At 70.5% G+C, this 19806-nt stretch carries 20 protein-coding genes; 7 read left to right on the plus strand and 13 right to left on the minus strand.

The genetic code is table 11. The features are described from left to right. Positions 1–82: 82 nt before the first annotated feature. The 3 genes from IEY81_RS16580 to IEY81_RS16590 all read right to left on the minus strand — a co-directional run bounded on the left by IEY81_RS16580 (position 83) and on the right by IEY81_RS16590 (position 2618). Positions 83–1543 carry an NAD-dependent succinate-semialdehyde dehydrogenase gene (locus IEY81_RS16580; protein ID WP_189119587.1) on the minus strand — a complete coding sequence of 487 codons (1461 nt, stop codon included), beginning with the start codon at positions 1541–1543 and terminating at the stop codon, positions 83–85. 78 nt (positions 1544–1621) lie between these two features. After that, positions 1622–2065 carry a P-loop nucleotide/nucleoside kinase family protein gene (locus IEY81_RS16585; RefSeq protein ID WP_189119621.1) on the minus strand — a complete coding sequence of 148 codons (444 nt, stop codon included), beginning with the start codon at positions 2063–2065 and terminating at the stop codon, positions 1622–1624. A 58-nt stretch (positions 2066–2123) separates the two neighbouring features. Further along, complete coding sequence (locus IEY81_RS16590; RefSeq protein WP_229787930.1) at positions 2124–2618, minus strand: MarR family winged helix-turn-helix transcriptional regulator; 495 nt, start codon at positions 2616–2618, stop codon at positions 2124–2126. Between the two features lie 101 nt (positions 2619–2719). Between IEY81_RS16590 and IEY81_RS16595 the strand changes: the two genes are divergently transcribed. Continuing rightward, the gene (locus tag IEY81_RS16595) at positions 2720–3631 is read left to right on the plus strand and encodes a dioxygenase family protein (protein ID WP_189119588.1); all 912 of its coding nucleotides are present in this window, start codon (positions 2720–2722) and stop codon (positions 3629–3631) included. 183 nt (positions 3632–3814) lie between these two features. On the opposite strand, the gene IEY81_RS16600 is transcribed toward IEY81_RS16595, so the two are convergent. The 4 genes from IEY81_RS16600 to IEY81_RS16615 form a co-directional block, all read right to left on the minus strand. Beyond that, positions 3815–5023: an AGE family epimerase/isomerase gene (locus tag IEY81_RS16600; protein WP_189119589.1), complete on the minus strand. Its 1209-nt coding sequence runs from the start codon at positions 5021–5023 to the stop codon at positions 3815–3817. A 7-nt stretch (positions 5024–5030) separates the two neighbouring features. Further along, on the minus strand, positions 5031–5900 hold the full coding sequence (locus IEY81_RS16605; RefSeq protein WP_189119590.1) for a carbohydrate ABC transporter permease: 870 nt from the start codon (positions 5898–5900) through the stop codon (positions 5031–5033). Next, positions 5897–6835 (minus strand): carbohydrate ABC transporter permease, encoded by a 939-nt coding sequence (locus tag IEY81_RS16610; protein WP_229787931.1) that lies wholly within the window; start codon positions 6833–6835, stop codon positions 5897–5899. The genes IEY81_RS16605 and IEY81_RS16610 overlap by 4 nt, the downstream gene beginning before the upstream one ends. Positions 6836–6949: 114 nt before the next feature. After that, on the minus strand, positions 6950–8221 hold the full coding sequence (locus IEY81_RS16615) for an ABC transporter substrate-binding protein (protein ID WP_189119591.1): 1272 nt from the start codon (positions 8219–8221) through the stop codon (positions 6950–6952). Between the two features lie 166 nt (positions 8222–8387). On the opposite strand from IEY81_RS16615, the gene IEY81_RS16620 reads away from it, so the two are divergent. The 6 genes from IEY81_RS16620 (at position 8388) to IEY81_RS16645 (ending at position 15361) form a co-directional block, all read left to right on the plus strand. Then, entirely contained in the window at positions 8388–9560 is a 1173-nt protein-coding gene (locus IEY81_RS16620) for an ROK family transcriptional regulator (protein WP_189119592.1), read from the plus strand. 23 nt (positions 9561–9583) lie between these two features. Next, a complete protein-coding gene (nemA, locus tag IEY81_RS16625; protein WP_189119593.1) occupies positions 9584–10675 on the plus strand; it encodes an N-ethylmaleimide reductase in 1092 nt (363 codons plus the stop codon). Positions 10676–10737: 62 nt separating this feature from the next. Continuing rightward, positions 10738–13161: a GH92 family glycosyl hydrolase gene (locus tag IEY81_RS16630; RefSeq protein ID WP_189119594.1), complete on the plus strand. Its 2424-nt coding sequence runs from the start codon at positions 10738–10740 to the stop codon at positions 13159–13161. Positions 13162–13192: 31 nt separating this feature from the next. Further along, positions 13193–13441, plus strand: a complete 249-nt coding sequence (locus IEY81_RS16635) for a FitA-like ribbon-helix-helix domain-containing protein (RefSeq protein WP_189119595.1) — start codon at positions 13193–13195, stop codon at positions 13439–13441. Then, positions 13438–13845, plus strand: a complete 408-nt coding sequence (locus tag IEY81_RS16640; protein WP_189119596.1) for a type II toxin-antitoxin system VapC family toxin — start codon at positions 13438–13440, stop codon at positions 13843–13845. Before IEY81_RS16635 ends, IEY81_RS16640 begins: the two co-directional genes overlap by 4 nt. Positions 13846–13891: 46 nt before the next feature. Further along, positions 13892–15361: an NCS2 family permease gene (locus IEY81_RS16645; RefSeq protein WP_189119597.1), complete on the plus strand. Its 1470-nt coding sequence runs from the start codon at positions 13892–13894 to the stop codon at positions 15359–15361. Here the strand turns inward: IEY81_RS16645 and IEY81_RS16650 are convergent. From IEY81_RS16650 to IEY81_RS16675, 6 genes are read right to left on the minus strand one after another with little or no spacing between them, the layout of a single operon-like run. Further along, positions 15315–16094: an urease accessory protein UreD gene (locus IEY81_RS16650; protein ID WP_189119598.1), complete on the minus strand. Its 780-nt coding sequence runs from the start codon at positions 16092–16094 to the stop codon at positions 15315–15317. The two genes, IEY81_RS16645 and IEY81_RS16650, sit on opposite strands and share 47 nt — an antisense overlap. Beyond that, complete coding sequence (gene ureG / locus IEY81_RS16655) at positions 16072–16800, minus strand: urease accessory protein UreG (RefSeq protein WP_189119599.1); 729 nt, start codon at positions 16798–16800, stop codon at positions 16072–16074. Before ureG ends, IEY81_RS16650 begins: the two co-directional genes overlap by 23 nt. Beyond that, positions 16793–17455, minus strand: a complete 663-nt coding sequence (locus IEY81_RS16660) for an urease accessory UreF family protein (RefSeq protein ID WP_229787932.1) — start codon at positions 17453–17455, stop codon at positions 16793–16795. Before IEY81_RS16660 ends, ureG begins: the two co-directional genes overlap by 8 nt. Before the next feature lie 2 nt (positions 17456–17457). Beyond that, entirely contained in the window at positions 17458–19152 is a 1695-nt protein-coding gene (locus tag IEY81_RS16665) for an urease subunit alpha (protein ID WP_189119625.1), read from the minus strand. Next, a complete protein-coding gene (ureB, locus tag IEY81_RS16670) occupies positions 19152–19487 on the minus strand; it encodes an urease subunit beta (protein WP_189119600.1) in 336 nt (111 codons plus the stop codon). Before ureB ends, IEY81_RS16665 begins: the two co-directional genes overlap by 1 nt. Before the next feature lie 13 nt (positions 19488–19500). Next, the gene (locus IEY81_RS16675) at positions 19501–19803 is read right to left on the minus strand and encodes an urease subunit gamma (protein WP_189119601.1); all 303 of its coding nucleotides are present in this window, start codon (positions 19801–19803) and stop codon (positions 19501–19503) included. Between the last annotated feature and the right edge of the window lie 3 nt (positions 19804–19806).

Raw genomic sequence — 19806 nt, forward strand, 5'->3', positions numbered from 1 at the left:
TGGCCTGGGTCACATCATGGTCGATACAGGCAGGGCTGCGCCAACTGAGGGCGGTGTCGAGGAGCTCGACCTCAGGGGCGGGTCACCAGGCGACGCTGAGGTACTGCGTCTCGAGGTACTCCTCCAGCCCCGCGCGGGCGCCCTCGCGGCCGATGCCGCTCTGCTTGACGCCGCCGAACGGAGCCGCGGGATCGGAGACCAGACCGCGGTTGACGCCGACCATCCCGGCGTCGATCCGCTCGGCCAGGTGGAGCGCCTCGCCCATCTCGCCGTAGACGTACGCCGCGAGCCCGTACTCGGTGTCGTTGACGGTCGCAAGCAGCTCCTCGGCGTCGTCCCAGACGACGATCGGGGCGACCGGGCCGAAGATCTCCTCGCGCACCAGCGGCGAGTCGGCGGGTACGCCGGTGACGACGGTCGGCGGGTAGAAGTAGCCCTCGGACTCGGGGACGTCGGCGCGGTGGGCGATCTCGGCCCCCGCGGCCACGGCCTCGTCGACGACCTTGCTCACGCCTGCGTACGCCTTGGCGGAGATGAGCGGGCCGATGTCGCTGCCCTCGTCGGCAGGGCCGACGCGGAGCGCCTCGACCGCGGCGCCGAGCCGGGAGGTGAACTCCTCGGCGACGTCGGCGTGCACGTAGAACCGGTTGGCCGCGGTGCAGGCCTGTCCGCCGTTGCGGAACTTGGCGACCATCGCACCCTCGATCGCCGCCTCGATGTCAGCGCTCGCGGTGACCACGAACGGGGCGTTGCCGCCGAGCTCCATCGAGGTGTTGACGATGCGGTCGGCGGCCTGACGGAGCAGGATCCGGCCGACGCCGGTGGAGCCGGTGAAGGAGATCTTGCGGACCCGCGGGTCGGTGAGCCAGGTGCTGACGATGGCGGCGGCGTCCTCGCCGGGCACCACGTTGACCACGCCGTCTGGGACGCCGGCCTCGGCGATCAGCCGAGCGATCGCGAGCACCGTCAGCGGCGTCTCGGAGGCGGGCTTGAGCACGACCGTGCAGCCGGCGGCGAGCGCCGGGGCGATCTTGCGGGTGGCCATCGCGGCCGGGAAGTTCCACGGCGTCACGAGCGCGGCCACGCCGACCGGCTTGTGGGTGACGATGGTGCGGGTGCCGCCGGCGGGCGAGGAGCCGAAGTCGCCGTTCGGACGCACGGCCTCCTCGGCGTACCACCGGAAGAACTCGGCCGCGTAGCTCACCTCACCACGCGCGTCGGCGAGCGACTTGCCGTTCTCGAGAGCCATCAGCGCGGCGAGCTCCTCGACGTCGCGGAGCATCAGCTCACGCACCTTCACGAGCAGGTCGCTGCGGGCCCTGGGCGCCTGCGCGGACCACTCGGGGAGCGCCGCGACGGCAGCGTCGACGGCCGCGGTCGCGTCCTTGGTGCCGCCGTCGGCCACCTCCGCCACGATCTCGCGGGTGGCGGGGTTCTCGACGTCGAAGACGCCGACGCTGCCCGCTCGCCACTCACCGCCGACAAGGACGCCGTTGCCCGGCTCGAGGGCGCCGAGGTAGCTGGTCTCGGTGCTCGTGGTCACGTGGTCTCCTCCAGTGCGGTCGGGTGTTCACTGTGAGCCTAGGTCGGGTCACTAGGCGACCGTACTGGCCCGGCCGGGCTAGCGGATCACTTCCAGCGGCCCTTCTTCGGGCGTCGGCGGCTCGAACCGCTCGAAGTAGTCCCTCGCCGTCTGGTCTGTGAGCGGCCAGTCGTCCGCCCGCCTGCCGTGTCGGTCGCCGATCCGGCTCAAGATGGTCTCGAGGCTCGTCGCGATGTAGACGGTCTTCGGCACGATGCTCTGGGGCGCGAGCAGTGCACGAAACTCGTCACGCTGTCTCCGGAACCAGAACCCGAAGTCGAGCACGACATCCTCCCCCGCCGTGACATGGCGCAGCAGGCGCGTCTTCAGGTCTGCCGCCACCTCCGCGACCACATCGGCGGAGGGCATCGTCGTGATTCCGCGCTCCCAGAACTCCACCTCGAACGACAGGCGCGTCCAGCCCTCCCGCTCCAGCCACTTGGCGTAGGTGGTCTTGCCGGCGCCACCTGGCCCGCACATCATCACGACTCGGGGTCGTCCTGCTTCGTTCCCTGTCACCGCGCTGAGGTTACGCGCAGAGCTAGCTCGCAGGCGCCGGATCGATCGGCGGGCGGCGGGTGCCGGTGGGGTCGAGGCGCTCGAGCACGCCGGCGGCGATCTCGGAGAGCTGGTCGACCTGCTCGGGGGTCAGCGCGTCGAAGACGTACTCGCGCACCGCGTCGACGTGGCCGGGGGCCGAGGAGACCATCTTCTCGTGGCCGGCGGCGGTGAGGCGTACGTTGGTCGCCCGGCGGTCGCCGGGGACCGCGAAGCGCTCGACGAGGCCGCGGTCGACCAGACGCTTGACCACGTTGGAGAGCCTCGGCAGCGTCGAGTTCGTGAAGCCGGCCAGCTCGGTCATCCGCAGGGTCTGCTCCGGCACCTCGGACAGGATCGCGAGCACGCTGTATTCGAAGTGGGTCATCCCGGCGTCGCGACGCAGCTGATGGTCGAGGGCAGCCGGAAGCAGCTCGAGCATGCCGATGAGACGGACCCACGCCGCACGTTCCGGCGGCGACAGCCAGTTGCCCTCCACGGTTGAGGAGTTTGCCGTAGAAACCTGTGCGGAACAAACAGCGGTCGTCTAGAGTTAGTTCAAGCGACAACTTTCGCCGCTACTCGCCAGGAGAACCCGCCATGACCGCCGCCACCGAGAGCAGGACCGCAGCCGCCGACGCCCGCCTTCCCCGGACGCACCCGTTCGCGCAGCACCTGCGCACCGTCCAGGCTCTCGAGGCGGCCGAGCCGCACCGCGTCTGGACCCCGGTCGACGGTCCCCTGCCGAGCCTCTACCTCTCCCACGGCGGCGGCCCACTGCCGCTGCAGAGCCCGGAGTGGCTCGACCCGCTGCACGCCTGGGCCCGGGCGCTCCCGCGCCCGAAGGCGATCCTGGTCATCTCGGCTCACTGGGAGTCGGCGCCGCTCTCGATCAGCGCGACCCGCCCCGACCAGCTCGTCTACGACTTCGGCGGCTTCGACCCGATCTACAACTCGGTGCGCTACGACACCCCCGACGCCACCGAGCTCGCCCGCACCGTCGCCGCGCTGATGCCCGACACCGAGACCACCCACCAGCACACCCGTCGCGGGCTCGACCACGGCGCCTGGGTGCCGCTGAAGATCATGTACCCCGCCGCCGACATCCCCGTCGTACAGCTCTCCCTGCCCACCGAGGACCCCGACGGCCTGCTCGCTCTCGGCGAGCGGCTTCGGCCTCTGCGCGAGGAGGGCGTGCTCGTGGTCGGCTCGGGCCACATGACCCACGGCCTGCCGTTCATCACCCGCGAGATGGTCTCCGAGAACAAGCCGGCCGGCTGGTCTGCCGACTTCGACGCCTGGGCCGCCGAGGCCCTCGACCGCGGCGACGTCGCCGAGCTGGCCAGGTTCCGCACGGCGGCTCCCGGCATGCCGTACGCACACCCGACCGTCGAGCACTTCACCCCGCTCTTCGTCACCCTCGGCGCCGCCACCGACCCCGCTGCCCCGGTCACGACCACCCTCGACGGCTACGGCTTGGGCCTCTCCCGCCGCTCCTTCCAAGCCGCCTGACCCAAGCCGGCCCGCCGAGAGGTCAGAAATCGGCGTCGAGACGTCAGAAATCGCCGTCGAGTGGTCGAAAATCGACACCGAGGCGTCACTTCCGCTTCGTCAGAATTCGACGCCTCGGCGTCAGAATTCGACCTCTCGCGGTCGTTTTCTGACGTCTCGGCGTCGATTTTCGACCATTCCCGGTCAGGGGTTGACGGGATGGGTGTCTCGGAGCTGGACCGCGAGGGACGGGGAGAGGGGCATCCGGGCGAGCAGGAGGGCCTGGTAGGCGTGGTAGACGTCGGGCTTGCCGCGCCAGACCTGGTGGGAGGGGTGGTTGTGCTCGTCGAGCTCGTGGTGCCAGCTGCCGAGGTCTCGGTCGATCAGATGATCCTCGATGTACGCCTCGAAGCGCTGTCTCCACTCGTCGTAGACCGCCTCCTCGGTGCGGGTGTGCAGGGCACCGGAGGCGGCGAGCGCCTCCGCGGCGACCCAGTGCAGCCGCAGCCGGGTGACGGGGGTGCCGTCCCAGGAGGTCGTGTAGACGAAGCCTGGTTCGCCGTCGGCGGCCCAACCGATCTCGACCGCCCGCGCGAAGAGTGCTCGCGCGTCCTCGACCAGCCAGACCGGAGGCTCCGGGAGCGTCGCGTCGAGGTGGAGCAGCAGGCGCGCCCACTCCAGCAGGTGGCCCGGGGTGCAGCCGTAGGGGCGGAACTGGTCACCGGGCCGGTCGGCGTTGTAGTCGAGCAGCGGGTTCCAGTCGAGGTCGAAGTGCTCGGGCAGGTCGTAGCCGTGGGAGCGGGCGACCCCGTGGATCAGGTGCTCGGCGATCGCCAGTGCCCGCTGGTGCCAGGCTCCGTCGCCGGTGACGTCGCCCGCGGCGAGGAAGGCCTCGACCGTGTGCATGCTCGAGTTGGCGCCGCGATAGGCCTCCCCCGAGCGCAGGTTGCGCTCGAGGCTGTCGACCACCCGGCCGGAGTCGTCGAGGAAGTGCTGCTGCATCACACCGAGCGCCTCGTCGAGCAGCGCGGCCGCGCCCGGCACGCCTGCCGCGACGCCGCTGCTGGCGGCCAGGACGACGAAGGCGTGCGCGTAGGCCTCCTTGAGGGTGCCCACCGGCTCTCCGTCGACCGTGACCGAGGCGTACCAGCCGCCGTGCTCGTCGTCGCGCAGCGCACCCGAGAGCGCCCGGACGCCGTGCGCGGCGAGAGATGCCGCCTCGGTGCCGGGCAGGTCGCCGCGCAGGTGGGCGAGGGCGAAGACGTGGGTCATCCGGGCCGTGATCCAGGTGTGGACCGGCTCGCCGGGGTCCGGGCGACCCGCCTCGTCGAGCCACCAGAAACCTGCGGCCGAGGCCGCCGCCGGCCGGGCGAACCCGGCCAGCCGGCGGCACTCCGCATCGGGGTCGATCATCGCTCGATCATCCCTTGACCGAGCCGGCCATCAGCCCGCCGACGAAGTAGCGGCCGAGCAGGATGTAGATGATCAGCGTCGGGACGGACGCGATCAGCGCGCCCGCCATGCTGGCGGAGTAGTCCTGCAGCTGACCGCTCGCCAGGAAGTTCAGCGCGATCGTCACCGGCCCGTTGCGCGAGGTCGAGAAGAAGAGCGCGAACAGGTAGTCGTTCCAGGCCGAAGTGAACTGCCACATCAGCACCACCACGAACGCCGGCGCCGAGATCGGCAGGATGATCGAGGCGTACGTCCGGAGCATGCCGGCGCCGTCGACCCGCGCGGCCTCGACCAGCTCGACCGGGACCCCGGCGTAGTAGTTGCGGAAGATCAGCGTGGTGATCGGCAGACCGTAGACGACGTGGAGCACGATCAGGCTGGGTACGCCCGAGGGGACACCGAGGTTGCCCATCAGCTGCACCAGCGGGACCATCACGGCCTGGTAGGGGATGAACATCCCGAACAGGATCAGCGTGAAGACGATGTCAGCGCCGGGGAAACGCCACTTGGAGAGCACGAACCCGTTCATCGACCCCAGCACCGAGGAGATGATCGAGGCCGGGATGACCATGGCGAAGGTGCGCCCCAGGGCGGGCCCGAGCTGCTCCCAGGCGCGCGACCAGCCGGCGGTCTCCCAGACCTGCGGCAGCTTCCAGGCGTTGGCCGGGGTCGCGTCGCCGAGCCCCTTGAAGCTGGTCACGAACAGGACGTACGCAGGCAGCAGCACGACCAGCGCGAAGATGATCAACAGCACGTACTTGAGGGTGCGGGCGATCCCGCGGGAGCGCTGGCCGGGGACCCGGCTCGCGACGGCTGCCGGGATTGCATCGGTGCTCATCGGCGACGCTCCTGACGGTAGGTGGAGACGAGGTAGGGGACGATCAGGATGGCCACGATGAGGAGCAGGATCGTCCCGATGGCGGCCGACTTGGCGTAGTCGCCGCGGGTGAACTCGATCCACATCTGGGTGGCGGGCACCTGGGTCGTGTAGTTGGTCTGGCCGGCGATGGCCATGATCAGGTCGAAGACCTTCAGCGACATGTGGCCGATGATGATGATCGCCGACAGGGCGACCGGGCTCAGCTGCGGGAAGATGACGTGGCGGTAGAGCTGCCACTCCGAGGCGCCGTCGATGCGGGCCGCCTCGCGCAGCTCCTCGGGGATGCCGCGGAAGCCGGCCAGGAAGAGCGCCATCACGTAGCCGCTCAGCTGCCAGATCGCGGGGACGGCGATGGCCAGGATGCCCCAGCGCTCGTCGGTCCACCACGGGTTCTGCAGGAAGTCGAGGTGCAGCGAGCCGAAGAGCCGGTTGAGCCCGGAGGCGCGGTTGCCCTCGGCGTTGTTGAGCAGCCAGCGCCAGACCACACCGGAGGCGACGAACGAGACCGCCATCGGAAACAGGTAGATCGCCCGGAAGAGCGACTCACCGCGGGCCTTGCGCTCCAGCAGCCACGCCCACAGGAACCCGAGGCACAGGGTGCCGACCAGGAACGTCGCGGTGTAGAGCAGCAGGTTGCGCAGCGAGTAGATGAAGTCGTCGTCGGTGAACAGGTCGCGGTAGTTGTCCAGACCCGCGAACCCCTGGGACGGACCGATGTTGTGGCGGTCCTGCAGGGAGGTGTGGATGTTGGAGCCGATGAGGCCGTAGACGAAGACGCCGATGACGATGACGGTCGGCAGGATGAGGAGCACGGGCGCGACCCACCCGTGGCCGCCGATGCGGCCCTTGGGCCGTCGCGGCCGCTTGACGGCGCTGGGCACCGTGGAGGACATCTGTCCGTCCTTTCACAGAGGGCGGCCGAGGAGCCGCGGCGGACGATGGCCGCCGCAGCCCCTCGGGCCGGGTGTTCAGACCGGGTGGATCAGCGGGCTCGATGAGCCCGTCGATCACTCGGGCTTGTTGTCCTCGGCGGCCTCGGCGAGACCCTCCTGGAGACCGGCGACATCCTTGTTGCTGCCGAACTTCGCTACGGCGGCGGTGATGTCGGTCAGCCAGTTGACCGAGGTCGCGGCGCCGTGGGCCAGCGAGGAGACGATCTCGTCCTCGCTCCACGACTTGATCGCGGTCTGCTGGTACTCACCGAAGGAGGCGGTGTCGGCGGTGGTGCTGGCCGGGATCGAGCCCTTCGCCTTGTTGAAGGCGACCTGGCCCTCGTCGCTGGCGATGGTGTCCAGCCAGGCCTCGGTGCCCTCGGGGTTCGGGCCGTCCACCGGCATGGTGAAGGAGTCGGCCAGGAAGTCGAAGACGCCCTCGGTGCCCGGGACCGGGACCGCGGTGTAGTCGGTGTTCAGCTTCTTGCCCTGCTCCTGGAACGCCGCCTCGGCCCAGTCGCCCATGATGTTGAACGCGGCCTCGCCGTCGATGACCAGCTGCGTCGCGTCCGGCCAGTCGAGGCCCTGACGGTCGGTGTTGGTCAGCGCGATGAGCTTGCTGTAGTCACCGAGCGCGGCCTTGACCTCACTGCCGGCCCAGTCGGTGGACCCGTCCCAGAGACCGTTGTACGCCTCGGCGCCCAGATCGGCGAGGAGCACGGTCTCGAGCAGGTGGACCTGGGTCCAGTCGGTCGCGATGGAGAGCGGGATGATGCCCTTGGCCTTGATCTTCTCCAGGTCGGCGATCCAGGCGCCGAGCGAGTCGTAGCTCTTGTTCGCCTCGATGCCCGCCTTCTTCAAGACGGCCGGGTTGGACCAGAGCACGTTGGCCCGGTGGATGTTGGACGGGACGGAGTAGATGCCGCCGTCCTGCTTCAGCCGCTCCAGGAGGCCCTCGGGGAACTGCTCGTTCCAGCCCTTCTCCTCGTAGAGGTCGGTGAGGTCCTCGATCTGGCCGGCGTTGATGTAGTCGGTCAGCTCCGCACCCGCGTGCGCCTGGAAGGTGGCCGGCGGCTCACCGTTCTGCAGGCGGGACTGGAGCACGTTCTTCGCGTCGCTGCCGGCACCGCCGGCGACCGCGCCGTTGACGAACTTCAGGTCGGGGTTCTGCTCGTCGAACACCTTGACCAGGGCGTCGAGCCCGGCCTTCTCACTACCCTCGGCCCACCAGGTGAAGACCTCCACCTCGTCGGTGCTGCCGCTCTCGCTGTCGCTGCCGCAGGCGGACACCGCCAGCAGGCTCAGGGCGGCCAGGCCGGCGGCCAGGGCCTTACGCGTTGCGTTCATCTTTGATCCTCCGGTTGCGCGACCACCACGTCGGTGTGATCTGGGTCATTCGCGGTCGCGTGCCGGGACAACGTACGCCCTGCCTTTCTGTCTAGTCAACGCATAACCCGAGACGTTTCCAACCTGAGATCTGTCGGAAATCGACATAATCACCTACAGTCACCGCATGACCACTCCGGAGTCACGGCTGCGCGTCACCAACCGATCCCAGATCCTCGACCTCCTGGGCCGCTCGGCGCCGGTCAGCCGCGCCGAGCTCGCCCAGCGCACCGGCCTCTCCCGCAGCACCGTGTCGAGCATCGTGCAGGAGCTGCTGGCCGCCGAGAAGATCGTCGAGACCTCCGGCTCTGTCCTGGCGCGCGGCGGCGGGCGGCCTCCCTCGCTGCTCACCATCAAGGGCTCTCCCGGCACCCTCGTGGCCGTCGACATCGGCCACCGGCACGTCCGGGTGGCCATCGCCGACCTCGCGGCGAACCCGCTCGCCGAGGAGGAGATCCGGCTCGACGCCGACAACTCCCCCGTCGAGACCATCGACCGGGCCGCGGCACTGGTGCGCGAGTGCCTGGCCGAGGCGGGCATCGACCCGCGCACGGACCGCGTCCTCGGGGTCGGCATGGGCATCCCGGGCCCGGTCGACCCGCACAGCGGGCTCGTGGTCTCCCCCATCCTGGCCAACTGGATGGACCTTGCTCCCGGCGAGGAGCTCTCCCGCCGTCTCGGGATGCCGGTCCAGGTCGAGAACGACGCCAACCTCGGCGCGCTCGCCGAGATCGAGCACGGCGCGGCGCGCGACGTCGACGACGTCATCTACGTCAAGGCCTCCAGCGGCATCGGCGCCGGCCTGGTCCTCGCCGGCGAGCTCTACCGGGGCGTCACCGGGATCGCCGGAGAGATCGGCCACGTACGTTTCGAGGAAAACGGCCCGATCTGCCGGTGCGGCAACCGCGGCTGCCTGGAGAAGGCGTTCGGCGGCTCCCGCCTGGTCGAGCTGCTGCAGCCCGCCTACGAGGAGACGCTCACCGTCGAGCGCATGCTCGAGCTCGCCCAGGAGGGTGACATCCGGGTCAACCGCATCCTCGACGACGCCGGCCGCGCCGTCGGACGGGTGCTCGCCGACCTCTGCAACCACCTCAACCCGGCCCTGATCGTGGTCGGCGACACCATGCGCCACTCGGAGTCGTTCGTGCTCGGCATCAAGGACTCCATCGACCGGTTCACCCAGCCCGACACCGCCGCTGCGCTCGACGTCGTCCCGAGCGAGCTCGGCGACAACGCCGGTGTCATGGGCGCGCTGGTGATCGCGAACTCGGCTTCTCCGGCCGATCCGGGAACAATATGAGCAACCGCTCAGTTGAGCGGGTCATGACGTCATTGTTCTCGCCGCTGAACCTCGGTTCGACGACCATCCCCAACCGCGTCCTGATGGCGCCGCTGACCCGTATGCGCGCCAGCCAGCCGGGCGACGTACCCAACCCGCTGATGGCCGACTACTACCGCCAGCGCGCCTCGGCCGGCCTGATCATCTCCGAGGGCACCCAGGTCTCGCCGCAGGGCAAGGGCTACATGGACACCCCGGGCATCCACTCGGCCGAGCAGGTCGAGGGCTGGCGCCACGTCACCGACACCGTCCACGAGGCCGGCGGCCGGATCGCCGCGCAGCTGTGGCACGTCGGCCGGGTCTCTCACGAGTCCTTCCACGACGGCGACCTCCCGGTCAGCGCCTCGGCCATCCCCTACCGCAACCGCACGACCGTACGCGGCGAGGACGGCACCCCGACGAGGGTCAACTGCCCCACGCCCCGTGCCCTCGAGACCGCCGAGATCGCGGAGGTCGTCGACGACTACCGCCGCGCGACACGCAACGCCCGTGAGGCCGGCTTCGACCTCGTCGAGGTCCACGCCGCCCACGGCTACCTGCTCCACCAGTTCTCCAGCGCCAGCAGCAACGAGCGCACCGACTCCTACGGCGGCTCCCTGGAGAACCGCGCCCGGCTGACCCTCGAGGTGCTCGACGCGGTCATCGCTGAGTGGGACGCCGACCACGTCGGCATCCGGATCTCCCCGATCGGCTCGTTCAACGGCCTCGAGGACCCCGAGGGCGCCGAGATGGGCCTCTACCTCGCCGCCGAGATCGGCAAGCGCGGCGTCGCCTTCCTGCACCTCTCCGAGCCCGACTGGGCCGGCGGGCCGGAGCTGAGCGACGACTACCGCAAGCAGCTGCGCGCCGCCCACCCCGGCACGATCGTCGCCGCCGGCTCCTACACCTCCGAGAAGGCGACCCGCCTGATCGAGGCCGACCTGATCGACGCGGCCGCGTTCGGGCGCACCTTCATCGCCAACCCGGACCTGCCCCGGCGCCTGGAGGAGAGCCTCCCGCTCAACGAGCCCGACCTGTCGACCTTCTACGGCGGCGGCGAGGCCGGCTACACCGACTACCCCGAGTGGACCGCCTGAGTCCACCAGTCCTTCACCTCGAACCCGCACGGCGGAGACGAATCTCTGGCATGGTCTCCGCCATGCGGGTTCTCGTGACTTGTGCCCTCTCCCTCACCCTTCTCGGCAGCGGGTTCGCCGCGACGGCGGCTCCGGCTGCGACGCCGGCCGCCGACCTCGTCGCCGATCCCGTCGCGCTGGTCGATCCGCTGATCGGCTCCGCCAACGGCGGCAACACCTATCCGGGAGCGGTACGCCCCTTCGGGATGATCTCGGTCAGCCCGACCTCCACCGCCGGCGACCAGACCAACACGGCCGCCTCCAACGGCTACTCCCACGACACCACCCGGATGCGCGGCTTCTCGCTCACCCACGTCAACGGCGCGGGCTGCCATCCCGGCGCCGCCGGCGACGTCCCGGTCTTCCCGCACACCGGTGAGATGACCGGGTCGCCGACCGCGGACGTCACCGACGCGACGTACGCCTCCGACTTCAGCCACGCCGACGAGCTGGCCGAGCCGGGCCGCTACCGGCTGGGTCTGGCCAACGGTGCCGAGATGGACACCGCGGTGACGACCCGCGCCGCGGTCAGCGAGCTGACCTTCCCCGCCGACAAGCCCGCCAACCTGCTCTTCCGCACCTCCAACTCGCTCAACGGCAGCGAGAGCGCGGTGACCCGGATCGACCGCGCCAAGCGCACCGTGAGCGGATCGGTGCTGACGGGGGCGTTCTGCGGGCGGCGTGGGAACGGCGGCGGCAGCAACAAGCGCTCCTACTACCGGCTCTACTTCACGGCCCAGTTCGACCGCTCCTTCAGCGGCCACGGCACCTGGGTCAACGGCGAGCTCCAGCCGGGCAGCACGGAGGCGCGCGGCGGCGAGGGCTACGAGACCGGTGCGGCCCGCCAGGGACAGGGCTCGGGTGGCTACGTCTCCTTCGACCCGCGCCGCGACCAGACGGTGCAGATGCGGATCGGGATCTCCTACACCAGCCAGGCGGCCGCCGAAGCGAACCTGAAGGCCGAGATCAAGCGGCCCGACACGGTGTCCTCGGTCACCACCGACGCGAAGGCGGAGTGGCGCGAGGCGCTCTCCTCGGTCGAGGTCGCCGGCGGCAGCAGGGACGAGCAGACGGCGTTCTACACCGGCCTCTACCACTCCTATCTCCAGCCCAACGTGATCTCCGACGTCGCCGGCACCTACTGGGGCAGCGACCAGGAGGTCCACCGGATCGAGCGCGGCCAGCAGGCGCAGTACGGCAACTTCTCCGGCTGGGACCAGTACCGCGCGCACACCCAGCTCCTCGCGCTTCTCGAGCCGCGGGTGGCCGGCGACTTCGCCCGCTCGCTGCACGCCTACTCGCGACAGCACGGCGGCGTCTGGGACCGCTGGCTCCACCTCAGCGGGTGGACCCACGTGATGACCGGCGACCCCAGCGCACCGACGCTGGCCGGCTTCTACGCGCTCGGCGTGCGCAACTTCGACGCTGCGGGCGCCTACGAGTCGCTGGTGCGCCAGGCGACGGTGCCGCACCCCGACGGACTCTCGAGCTACGGCTGCCCCGGCCAGTGCATCGGCCAGCGGCCCAACCTCGCCGACTACCTCGACAAGGGGTACGCACCCCAGGACACGTGTCACTGCTGGGGCGGCGCCGCGGAGACCCTCGAGGACGCCGTCGCCGACTACTCGCTCGCCGACTGGGGCCGCCGCCTGGGCGCCTCCTCGGCCGAGACCGACGCGCTGATGGATCGAGCCGGCTGGTGGCAGCACACGTTCAACCCCGACGCCACCGAGACCGACGGCTACCAGCAGGCGCGCAAGGCCGACGGGAGCTGGGTCTCCGGCTTCAGCCCCTCGACCGACACCGGCTTCGCGCAAGGCAGCAGCGCGACGTACACCTGGATGGTGCCGCACGACGTCGCCCGCCTGGCCGAGGCGGCCGGCGGGCGTGACCGGGCGATCGAGCGTCTCGATGCGTTCTTCCACAAGGCCGACGGCTCCTGGCAGCACACCGGCGGCGACCCGCTGCGCTACGACCCGACCAACGAGCCCGGCATCCACATCCCGTGGATGTACAACGGCCTCGGCGCTCCGTGGAAGACCCAGGAGACGGTGCGCGCGATGGCCTCGCTCGCCTACGGGGTCGGGCCGCGCGGCCTCCCCGGCAACGACGACCTCGGCACCATGTCGGCCTGGTACGTCTTCTCCGCGATGGGCATCTATCCGCAGGACCCCGCCCGCGCCGAGATGCTCCTCTCCAGCCCGATCTTCGAGCGGGTGGTCATCCACCGCGGCAACGGCGTCGACATCGTCATCGAGTCGCCGCAGGCGAGCGCCGAGAACATCTACGTCTGGGCCGTCTCCCTCGACGGCCGGGAGCGTACGCAGTCGTGGCTGCCCGAGTCGGTGATGAACCGCGGCGGCACCGTCCGGATCGACGTCGCCCCCGACCCGAACCAGGACTGGGGCACCGCCGAGGCGGACCTGCCGATCTACCACACCAGTTGAGATGGATGCCTTATGCACTCATAATGAGTGCATGGCCTATCTGCAGATTCGCGACGTCCCGGACGAGATCCGCGACGTCCTCGCCCAGCGTGCGAAAGATCGCGGGCAGTCGTTGAATTCCTACCTGCGCGATGTCGTGCTCCGTGAGGCGTCGTTCGCGAACAATCAGGCGCTGATCGAGGAGGTGATCGCCCGCCGCGGCGGTTCCAAGTTCACCGCCGACGACGTCCTGGCGGCGCGCGACACCGCTCGTGGCGAGCGCGGCCGGGGCGTGGCGTGATCGTTCCCGACGCCTCCGCCGTCGCGCTTCTCTTCGCCGACCCCGGCTCCGACTCCCGGGTGGACGCAGCGACTCGGGTCCTCACCGACGATCCTGAATGGGTCGTCCCGGAGATCTGGCGAACCGAGATGCTCAGCGTCTTCCGTGGGCTCTCCCTCGGCGGCAAGCTCACCGATCAGGACGCCGACCGGGCGCTGCGCTGGCTCCAGACGATCACCGTGATCACCGCTCCCTCCGGCCCGTGCCTCGCCCGGATGTGGGAGCTGCGGCGCAATCTGTCGACCTATGATGCGGGCTACGTAGCGGTCGCCGAGTCCCACGACCTCACCCTCGTCACCGCCGACGTACGCATCGCGAAGGCCGGCGTCGCGCGCTGCGCGGTGAGGACCGTCACGGCCGGGTGATCTCCGCAGCGAGGCGGCTCTGGACGGATCGCGAGTTTCTGCGAAGATGCGGGGCGTGAGCACATCGACTCCGGGACGCACGAACGTCATCGACCGGTTCTTCCAGATCAGCGCACGCGGCTCGACGGTCGGGCGTGAGGTGCGCGGTGGCATCGTCACGTTCTTCACGATGGCCTACATCGTCGCGCTGAACCCGCTGATCCTCGGCTTCGCGGAGGACGTGAACGGTGACCTCCTCGGCGGGTCGAGCGGGGACAACATCGCCGCGATCGCGGCGGGCACGGCTTTGGTCGCCGGTGTCGTGACGATCCTGATGGGCGTCGTCGCCAACTTCCCGCTGGCCCTGGCGGCCGGGCTCGGGCTGAACGCCTTCGTGGCGTTCTCGATCGCCGGGCAGATGACCTGGGCCGACGCGATGGGCCTGGTGGTGATCGAGGGTCTGGTGATCCTGGTGCTGGTGCTCACCGGCTTCCGCGAGGCCGTCTTCCACGCGGTGCCCCGCGAGCTCAAGACGGCGATCTCGGTCGGGATCGGTCTGTTCATCGCGGTGATCGGCTTCGTCGACGCCGGTTTCGTACGCCGCATCCCCGACGCCGCGAACACCACCGTGCCAGTTCAGCTGGGTCCGACGGGCCAGCTCGCGGGCTGGCCGGTGCTGGTCTTCGTGATCGGTCTCGCGCTGCTCATCACGCTGTGGGTGCTCAAGGTGCGCGGCGCGATCCTGATCTCGATCGCGGTGACCACGGTGCTGGCGATCGTCGTCGAGGCCTTCGCGAAGCTCGGTCCGAGCAGCGTGGAGAACCCGACCGGCTGGTCGCTCAACGTGCCGGCGCTCCCCGACAAGATCATCGACTGGCCCTCGTTCGGCACGCTTGGCGAGTTCCACCTGCTCGGCTCGTTCCAGAGCGTCGGCATCGTGACCGCGGTGCTGCTGATCTTCACGCTCATGCTCGCCGACTTCTTCGACACCATGGGCACGATGACCGCGATCGGCTCGGAGGCCGGGCTGCTGCGCGAGGACGGCACCCCGCCGCGTACCCGCTCGATCCTGGTCGTCGACTCGCTGGCCGCCGCTGCCGGTGGTGCCGGTGGTGTCTCCTCCAACACCTCCTACGTCGAGTCGGCCTCCGGCGTCGGCGAGGGCGCGCGCACGGGTCTGGCCGCGGTGGTCACCGGTGTGCTCTTCCTGCTCACCACGTTCCTGGCTCCGCTGGTCACCATCATCCCGTCCGAGGCGGCCGTGCCTGCGCTCATCCTGGTCGGCTTCCTGATGATGCAGCAGGTCAAGGACATCAACTGGAGCGACGTCGAGATCGCGATCCCGGCGTTCCTGACGATCGCGCTGATGCCGTTCACCTACTCGATCTCGGTCGGCATCGGCGCCGGCTTCCTGGCCTACGTGCTGATCCAGATCGTGCGCGGCAAGATCCGCAACATCCACCCGCTGATGTGGGTGGTCGCGGTCCTGTTCATCGTCTACTTCGCGATCCACCCGATCTCGAGCTGGCTGAGCTGACCGTCCACGGCTCCCCCGGGAGCTCATGGGCCTCGGCGGCCAGGTGACGCCACAGGGTGCCGCCGCGCTCCAGGTCCAGGCGTCCCTGCCGGCAGAGGTCGGGAGGGAGGTCGAGACCGAACGTGGTCACCGCCCCGAGCACGCGATGGTCGCCGAGGATCCCCGGAACCAGCGAGGCTTCATCCAGGTCGAGCGACTCGACCAGGAGCGGTCGGCCCTCGTGGTCGAGGGCCGACCACGACGTGCTCGTCCGGCCGGGCCGCTCGCCGTGACGGCCCAGGACGAGCGTCTCGCGCAGCGCGAGCCTGGCACCGGCACCCAGCGTGACCGCGGTGCTCCGGATGACGTCCGCGCCGGCCGAGACCACGAAGGGCTCGCCGGCCCAGAGCAGGGTTGCCCCCGCGGCGAGGGTGATCGCGACCGACCAGCAGGCCTGCCCGCCGTCCATGTCGTAGGCGACCGTCCCGGCGGGCTCGACCAGGGTCAGGCAGGCCCCTTCTCCCACCTCGACCTCGACCGCGACCCGGTCGCCGGCCAGCAGCATCGCGCCGTCGGGGACCAGCGAGACCCGGGCCGAGGTCGCGTCGCTGGCGAGCAGCATCGGGCGCAGCGCGGGGGCGGTGGCCGGACCTTCCATCTCCGTCTCGACACGTACCCGTCCGCTGCTCACCGCCCCGACCCGCACCCGGGTCAGGGCGCCGGTGGCGACCTCAGACGTGCTGGTGGTCGGCATCGTGGTCATGGGAGTGGCTGGTGCCGTCGGCGTGGAAGTGCGGCGCCATCGGACCCGGGTCGGCCGGGACCAGCCCGCCGCCTCGGTGGAGCGCCAGCTCGGACCTGACCCACTCGACCAGCTCTGCCACCGAGCCCGGGTCGGTGCGCGACAGCGCGATGACGGGGCGTCCTTCGCGCACCGACCCCGCGTCGGAGACCATCGCGACCGGGTCGACCCCGACGTACGGGGCCAGGTCGGTCTTGTTGACCACGAGCAGGTCGGCGCGCTCGATGCCCGGGCCGCCCTTGCGCGCGACGTCGCCACCGCCGGCGACGTCGATGAGGAAGATCTGGGTGTCGACCAGCGCCGGCGAGAAGGTGGCGGTGAGGTTGTCACCGCCCGACTCGACCAGCACCACGTCGAGCGGCGCGAACTCGTCCTCGAGCTCCTCGACTGCGATCAGGTTGGCGGTGACGTCGTCGCGGATGGCGGTGTGGGGGCAGGCGCCGGTCTCGACGGCGCGGATGCGGGCCGGGTCGAGCACCCCGGCGGAGCGCAGGAAGCGGGCGTCCTCGTCGGTGTAGATGTCGTTGGTGACCACGCCGATCTCGAGATCGGCGGCCAGCTCACGGCACAGCAGCGCGATGAGCGAGCTCTTCCCGGTGCCGACCGGTCCGCAGACCCCGATCCGCAGTCCTCGGTCCTTCGATACGTCCTCAAGCACTGAACAACCTCCTGGTCGTGGCGGCGTGGGCGAGGGCCCACAGGTCGAGCTGGGGCGCGCTGGGCGCCGGGATCTCGTCGGGCGAAGTGAGCGCAGCGACCTCGGTGGCGAGCCGGTCGGCTGCCGGGAGCAGGTCGTGCACCCACGAGGTGGCGTCCAGCGGGTCGAGGGGCAGCAGCTTGAGGGCTGCCGAGGCGACCGTCTGCAGATCGTCGTATGCCACCAACCGGCCGAGCGAGGCCGGCGAGATGCCACCCGCGGCCGCCGCCGCGGCCAGGACGATCGGGCGACAGACACCCTCGACGCCTGCCGCGTCCGCGACGTGCGGCGAGTCCGGGAACAACCGTCTGACCAGCCGCAACAGCGCGCGGGCGAGCGTGTGCGAGGTCTCCCGCATCGGTGCGGCCGGGGTGCGGGCCGCCCACGCGTCGACGACCGGCGCCAGGGGCAGGCCGGCGCGCAGCCGGTGCAGCGCGACCACCGCGGTGCCGGCCTCGACCCGCGCCACGCTGCCCAGCCGGGACCGCATGAGGACCGACACCTGCGCGGCGGTGAGCCCGGAGCGTACGGCTGCCTCCAGCTGGCCCGACTGGGTGTGGCCGGCGACCGGGAGCCGGGCGTCGGCGAGCAGCATCAGCATCAGGTCGTCGGCCATGGTCAGAACATCGAGTAGAGCTGGGTCAGCGGTAGCTCGGTGGCGGGGGCGGGCTCGATCAGCTCGCCGTCGACGTGGATGCGGAACGTCTCTGGCTCGACCCGGATATCGGGTGTCGCGTCGTTGTTGACCATGTCGGCCTTGCCGATCTCCCGGGTCGGCTCGATCCCTACCAGCCGGCGGCGCAGCCCGAGGCGGTCGGCGAGACCGGCCTCCAGCGCAGCAGGTGCGACGAAAGTGACCGCGTGGTCCCCACCCGGACCGACCAGGGTCGGCCGCATGAGGACCGGCTGCGGCGTGGGGATGGAGGCGTTGGGGTCACCGAGCGCGCCCCAGACCAGCGCGCCGGCTTTCATCACGACCTCGGGCCGGATGCCGAAGAAGCGCGGGTCCCAGAGCACCAGGTCGGCCAGCTTGCCGGGCTCCACGGAGCCGACCTCGGCGGCGATCCCGTGGGCGATGGCGGGGTTGATCGTGTACTTCGCGACGTACCTCTTCGCGCGGACGTTGTCGGCCGGGCCACCCAACGATCCGAGGCGGGCCTTCATCGCGTGGGCGACCTGCCAGGTGCGGCAGACGACCTCGCCGATGCGGCCCATCGCCTGGGCGTCGGAGGAGGTGATCGAGAGCGCGCCGAGGTCGTGGAGGACGTCCTCGGCGGCGATCGTGGTCGCCCGGATGCGCGACTCGGCGAAGGCCAGGTCCTCGGGCACGCGCGGGTTGAGGTGGTGGCAGACCATCAGCATGTCGAGATGCTCGGCGACGGTGTTGACCGTGTGCGGCAGCGTCGGGTTGGTCGAGCCCGGGATGACGTGCAGCAGCGAGGCGACCGAGAGGATGTCGGGCGCGTGCCCGCCGCCGGCGCCCTCGGCGTGAAAAGCGTGGATCGACCGGCCCGCGATCGCGGCGACCGTCGACTCCAGGTAGCCCGCCTCGTTGAGCGAGTCGGAGTGGAGCGTGACCTGGAGCCCGTGCTCGTCGGCGGCGCGCAGGGCGGCATCGATGGCAGCAGGGGTCGAGCCCCAGTCCTCGTGCACCTTGTAGGCCGCTGCGCCGGCGAGCGCCTGCTCGGCCAGCCCGGCGGCGGAGACGGTGTTGCCCTTGCCCATCAGCAGGAGGTTGACCGGCATGTCGTCGAGCGCGCGGTGGACGGTCTCCAGGTGCCACGGGCCAGGGGTCACCGTGGTCGCCTTCGACCCCTCGGACGGACCGGTTCCACCGCCACCGACCGTGGTCGTGCCGGTCGAGATCGCCTCGACGATCTGGGACCGGGAGAGCAGGTGCACGTGGACGTCGATCGCTCCGGCGGTGAGGATCTTGCCCTCACCGCTGACCACGTCGGTGCCCGGCCCGATGACCAGGTCGGGGTGGACGCCGTCGGCGATGTCGGGGTTGCCGCTGCGGCCGAGCGCGACGATGCGTCCGGCGCGGATGCCGACGTCGGCTCGGACGATGCCCCAGTGGTCGAGCACGACGGCGTTGGTGATCACTGTGTCGAGGGCACCCTCTGCCGACGAGACCGTCGACTGGTTCATCGACTCGCGGATCGACTTGCCGCCGCCGAAGACCGACTCCTCGCCCCCGGCGGTCAGGTCGTCCTCGACCTCGATCCAGAGGTCGGTGTCGCCGAGACGCACCTGGTCGCCGGCCGTGGGGCCGTAGAGCGCCGCGTACTCGCTCCTGCTGATCTCCACCATCACGCCTCCCCGGTGGTCGAGCATGTCGAGACCACGGAGATCCCGGGTACGACCCGGGCACCCTTGAGCGCCACGATCGCGACCTCACGGGAAGCGCCCGGCTCGAAGCGCCGCGAGGTCCCGGCGGGGATGTCGAGGCGGAATCCCTCAGCCGCGCCGCGGTCGAGGTCCAGCGCCGCGTTGACCTCCGCCAGGTGGATGTGGGAGCCGATCTGGATGGGCCGGTCGCCGGTGTTGAGGACGACCAACGTACGCCGCTCCGACTCGCTCCGGTCGGCGTTGAGCCGGATGGTGCCGTCGGCGACGCGTACGGCTCCGGGGCCGTTGAGCTGCATGGAGGTCTCCTCCTCAGGCGATGGGCTGGTGGATGGTGACGAGCTTGCGGCCGTCGGGGAAGGTCGCCTCGACCTGCACCTCGACGAGCATGTCGACGACGTCGGGCATGACCTGCTCGCGGCTCAGCACGGTGCGTCCCCGGGTCATCAGGTCGGTGACCGAGGCGCCCTCCCGAGCGCGCTCGATGACCCAGGTCGACAGCAGCGCGACCGACTCGGGGTAGTTGAGCAGCACCCCGCGGGCGAGCCGGTCGCGGGCGACCATGCCGGCCACGGAGAGCAGCAGCTTCTCGGTGTCGGAGGGGGTCAGGTGCATCGG

The organism is Nocardioides luteus, assembly GCF_014648595.1.
Classification (GTDB): domain Bacteria; phylum Actinomycetota; class Actinomycetes; order Propionibacteriales; family Nocardioidaceae; genus Nocardioides; species Nocardioides luteus.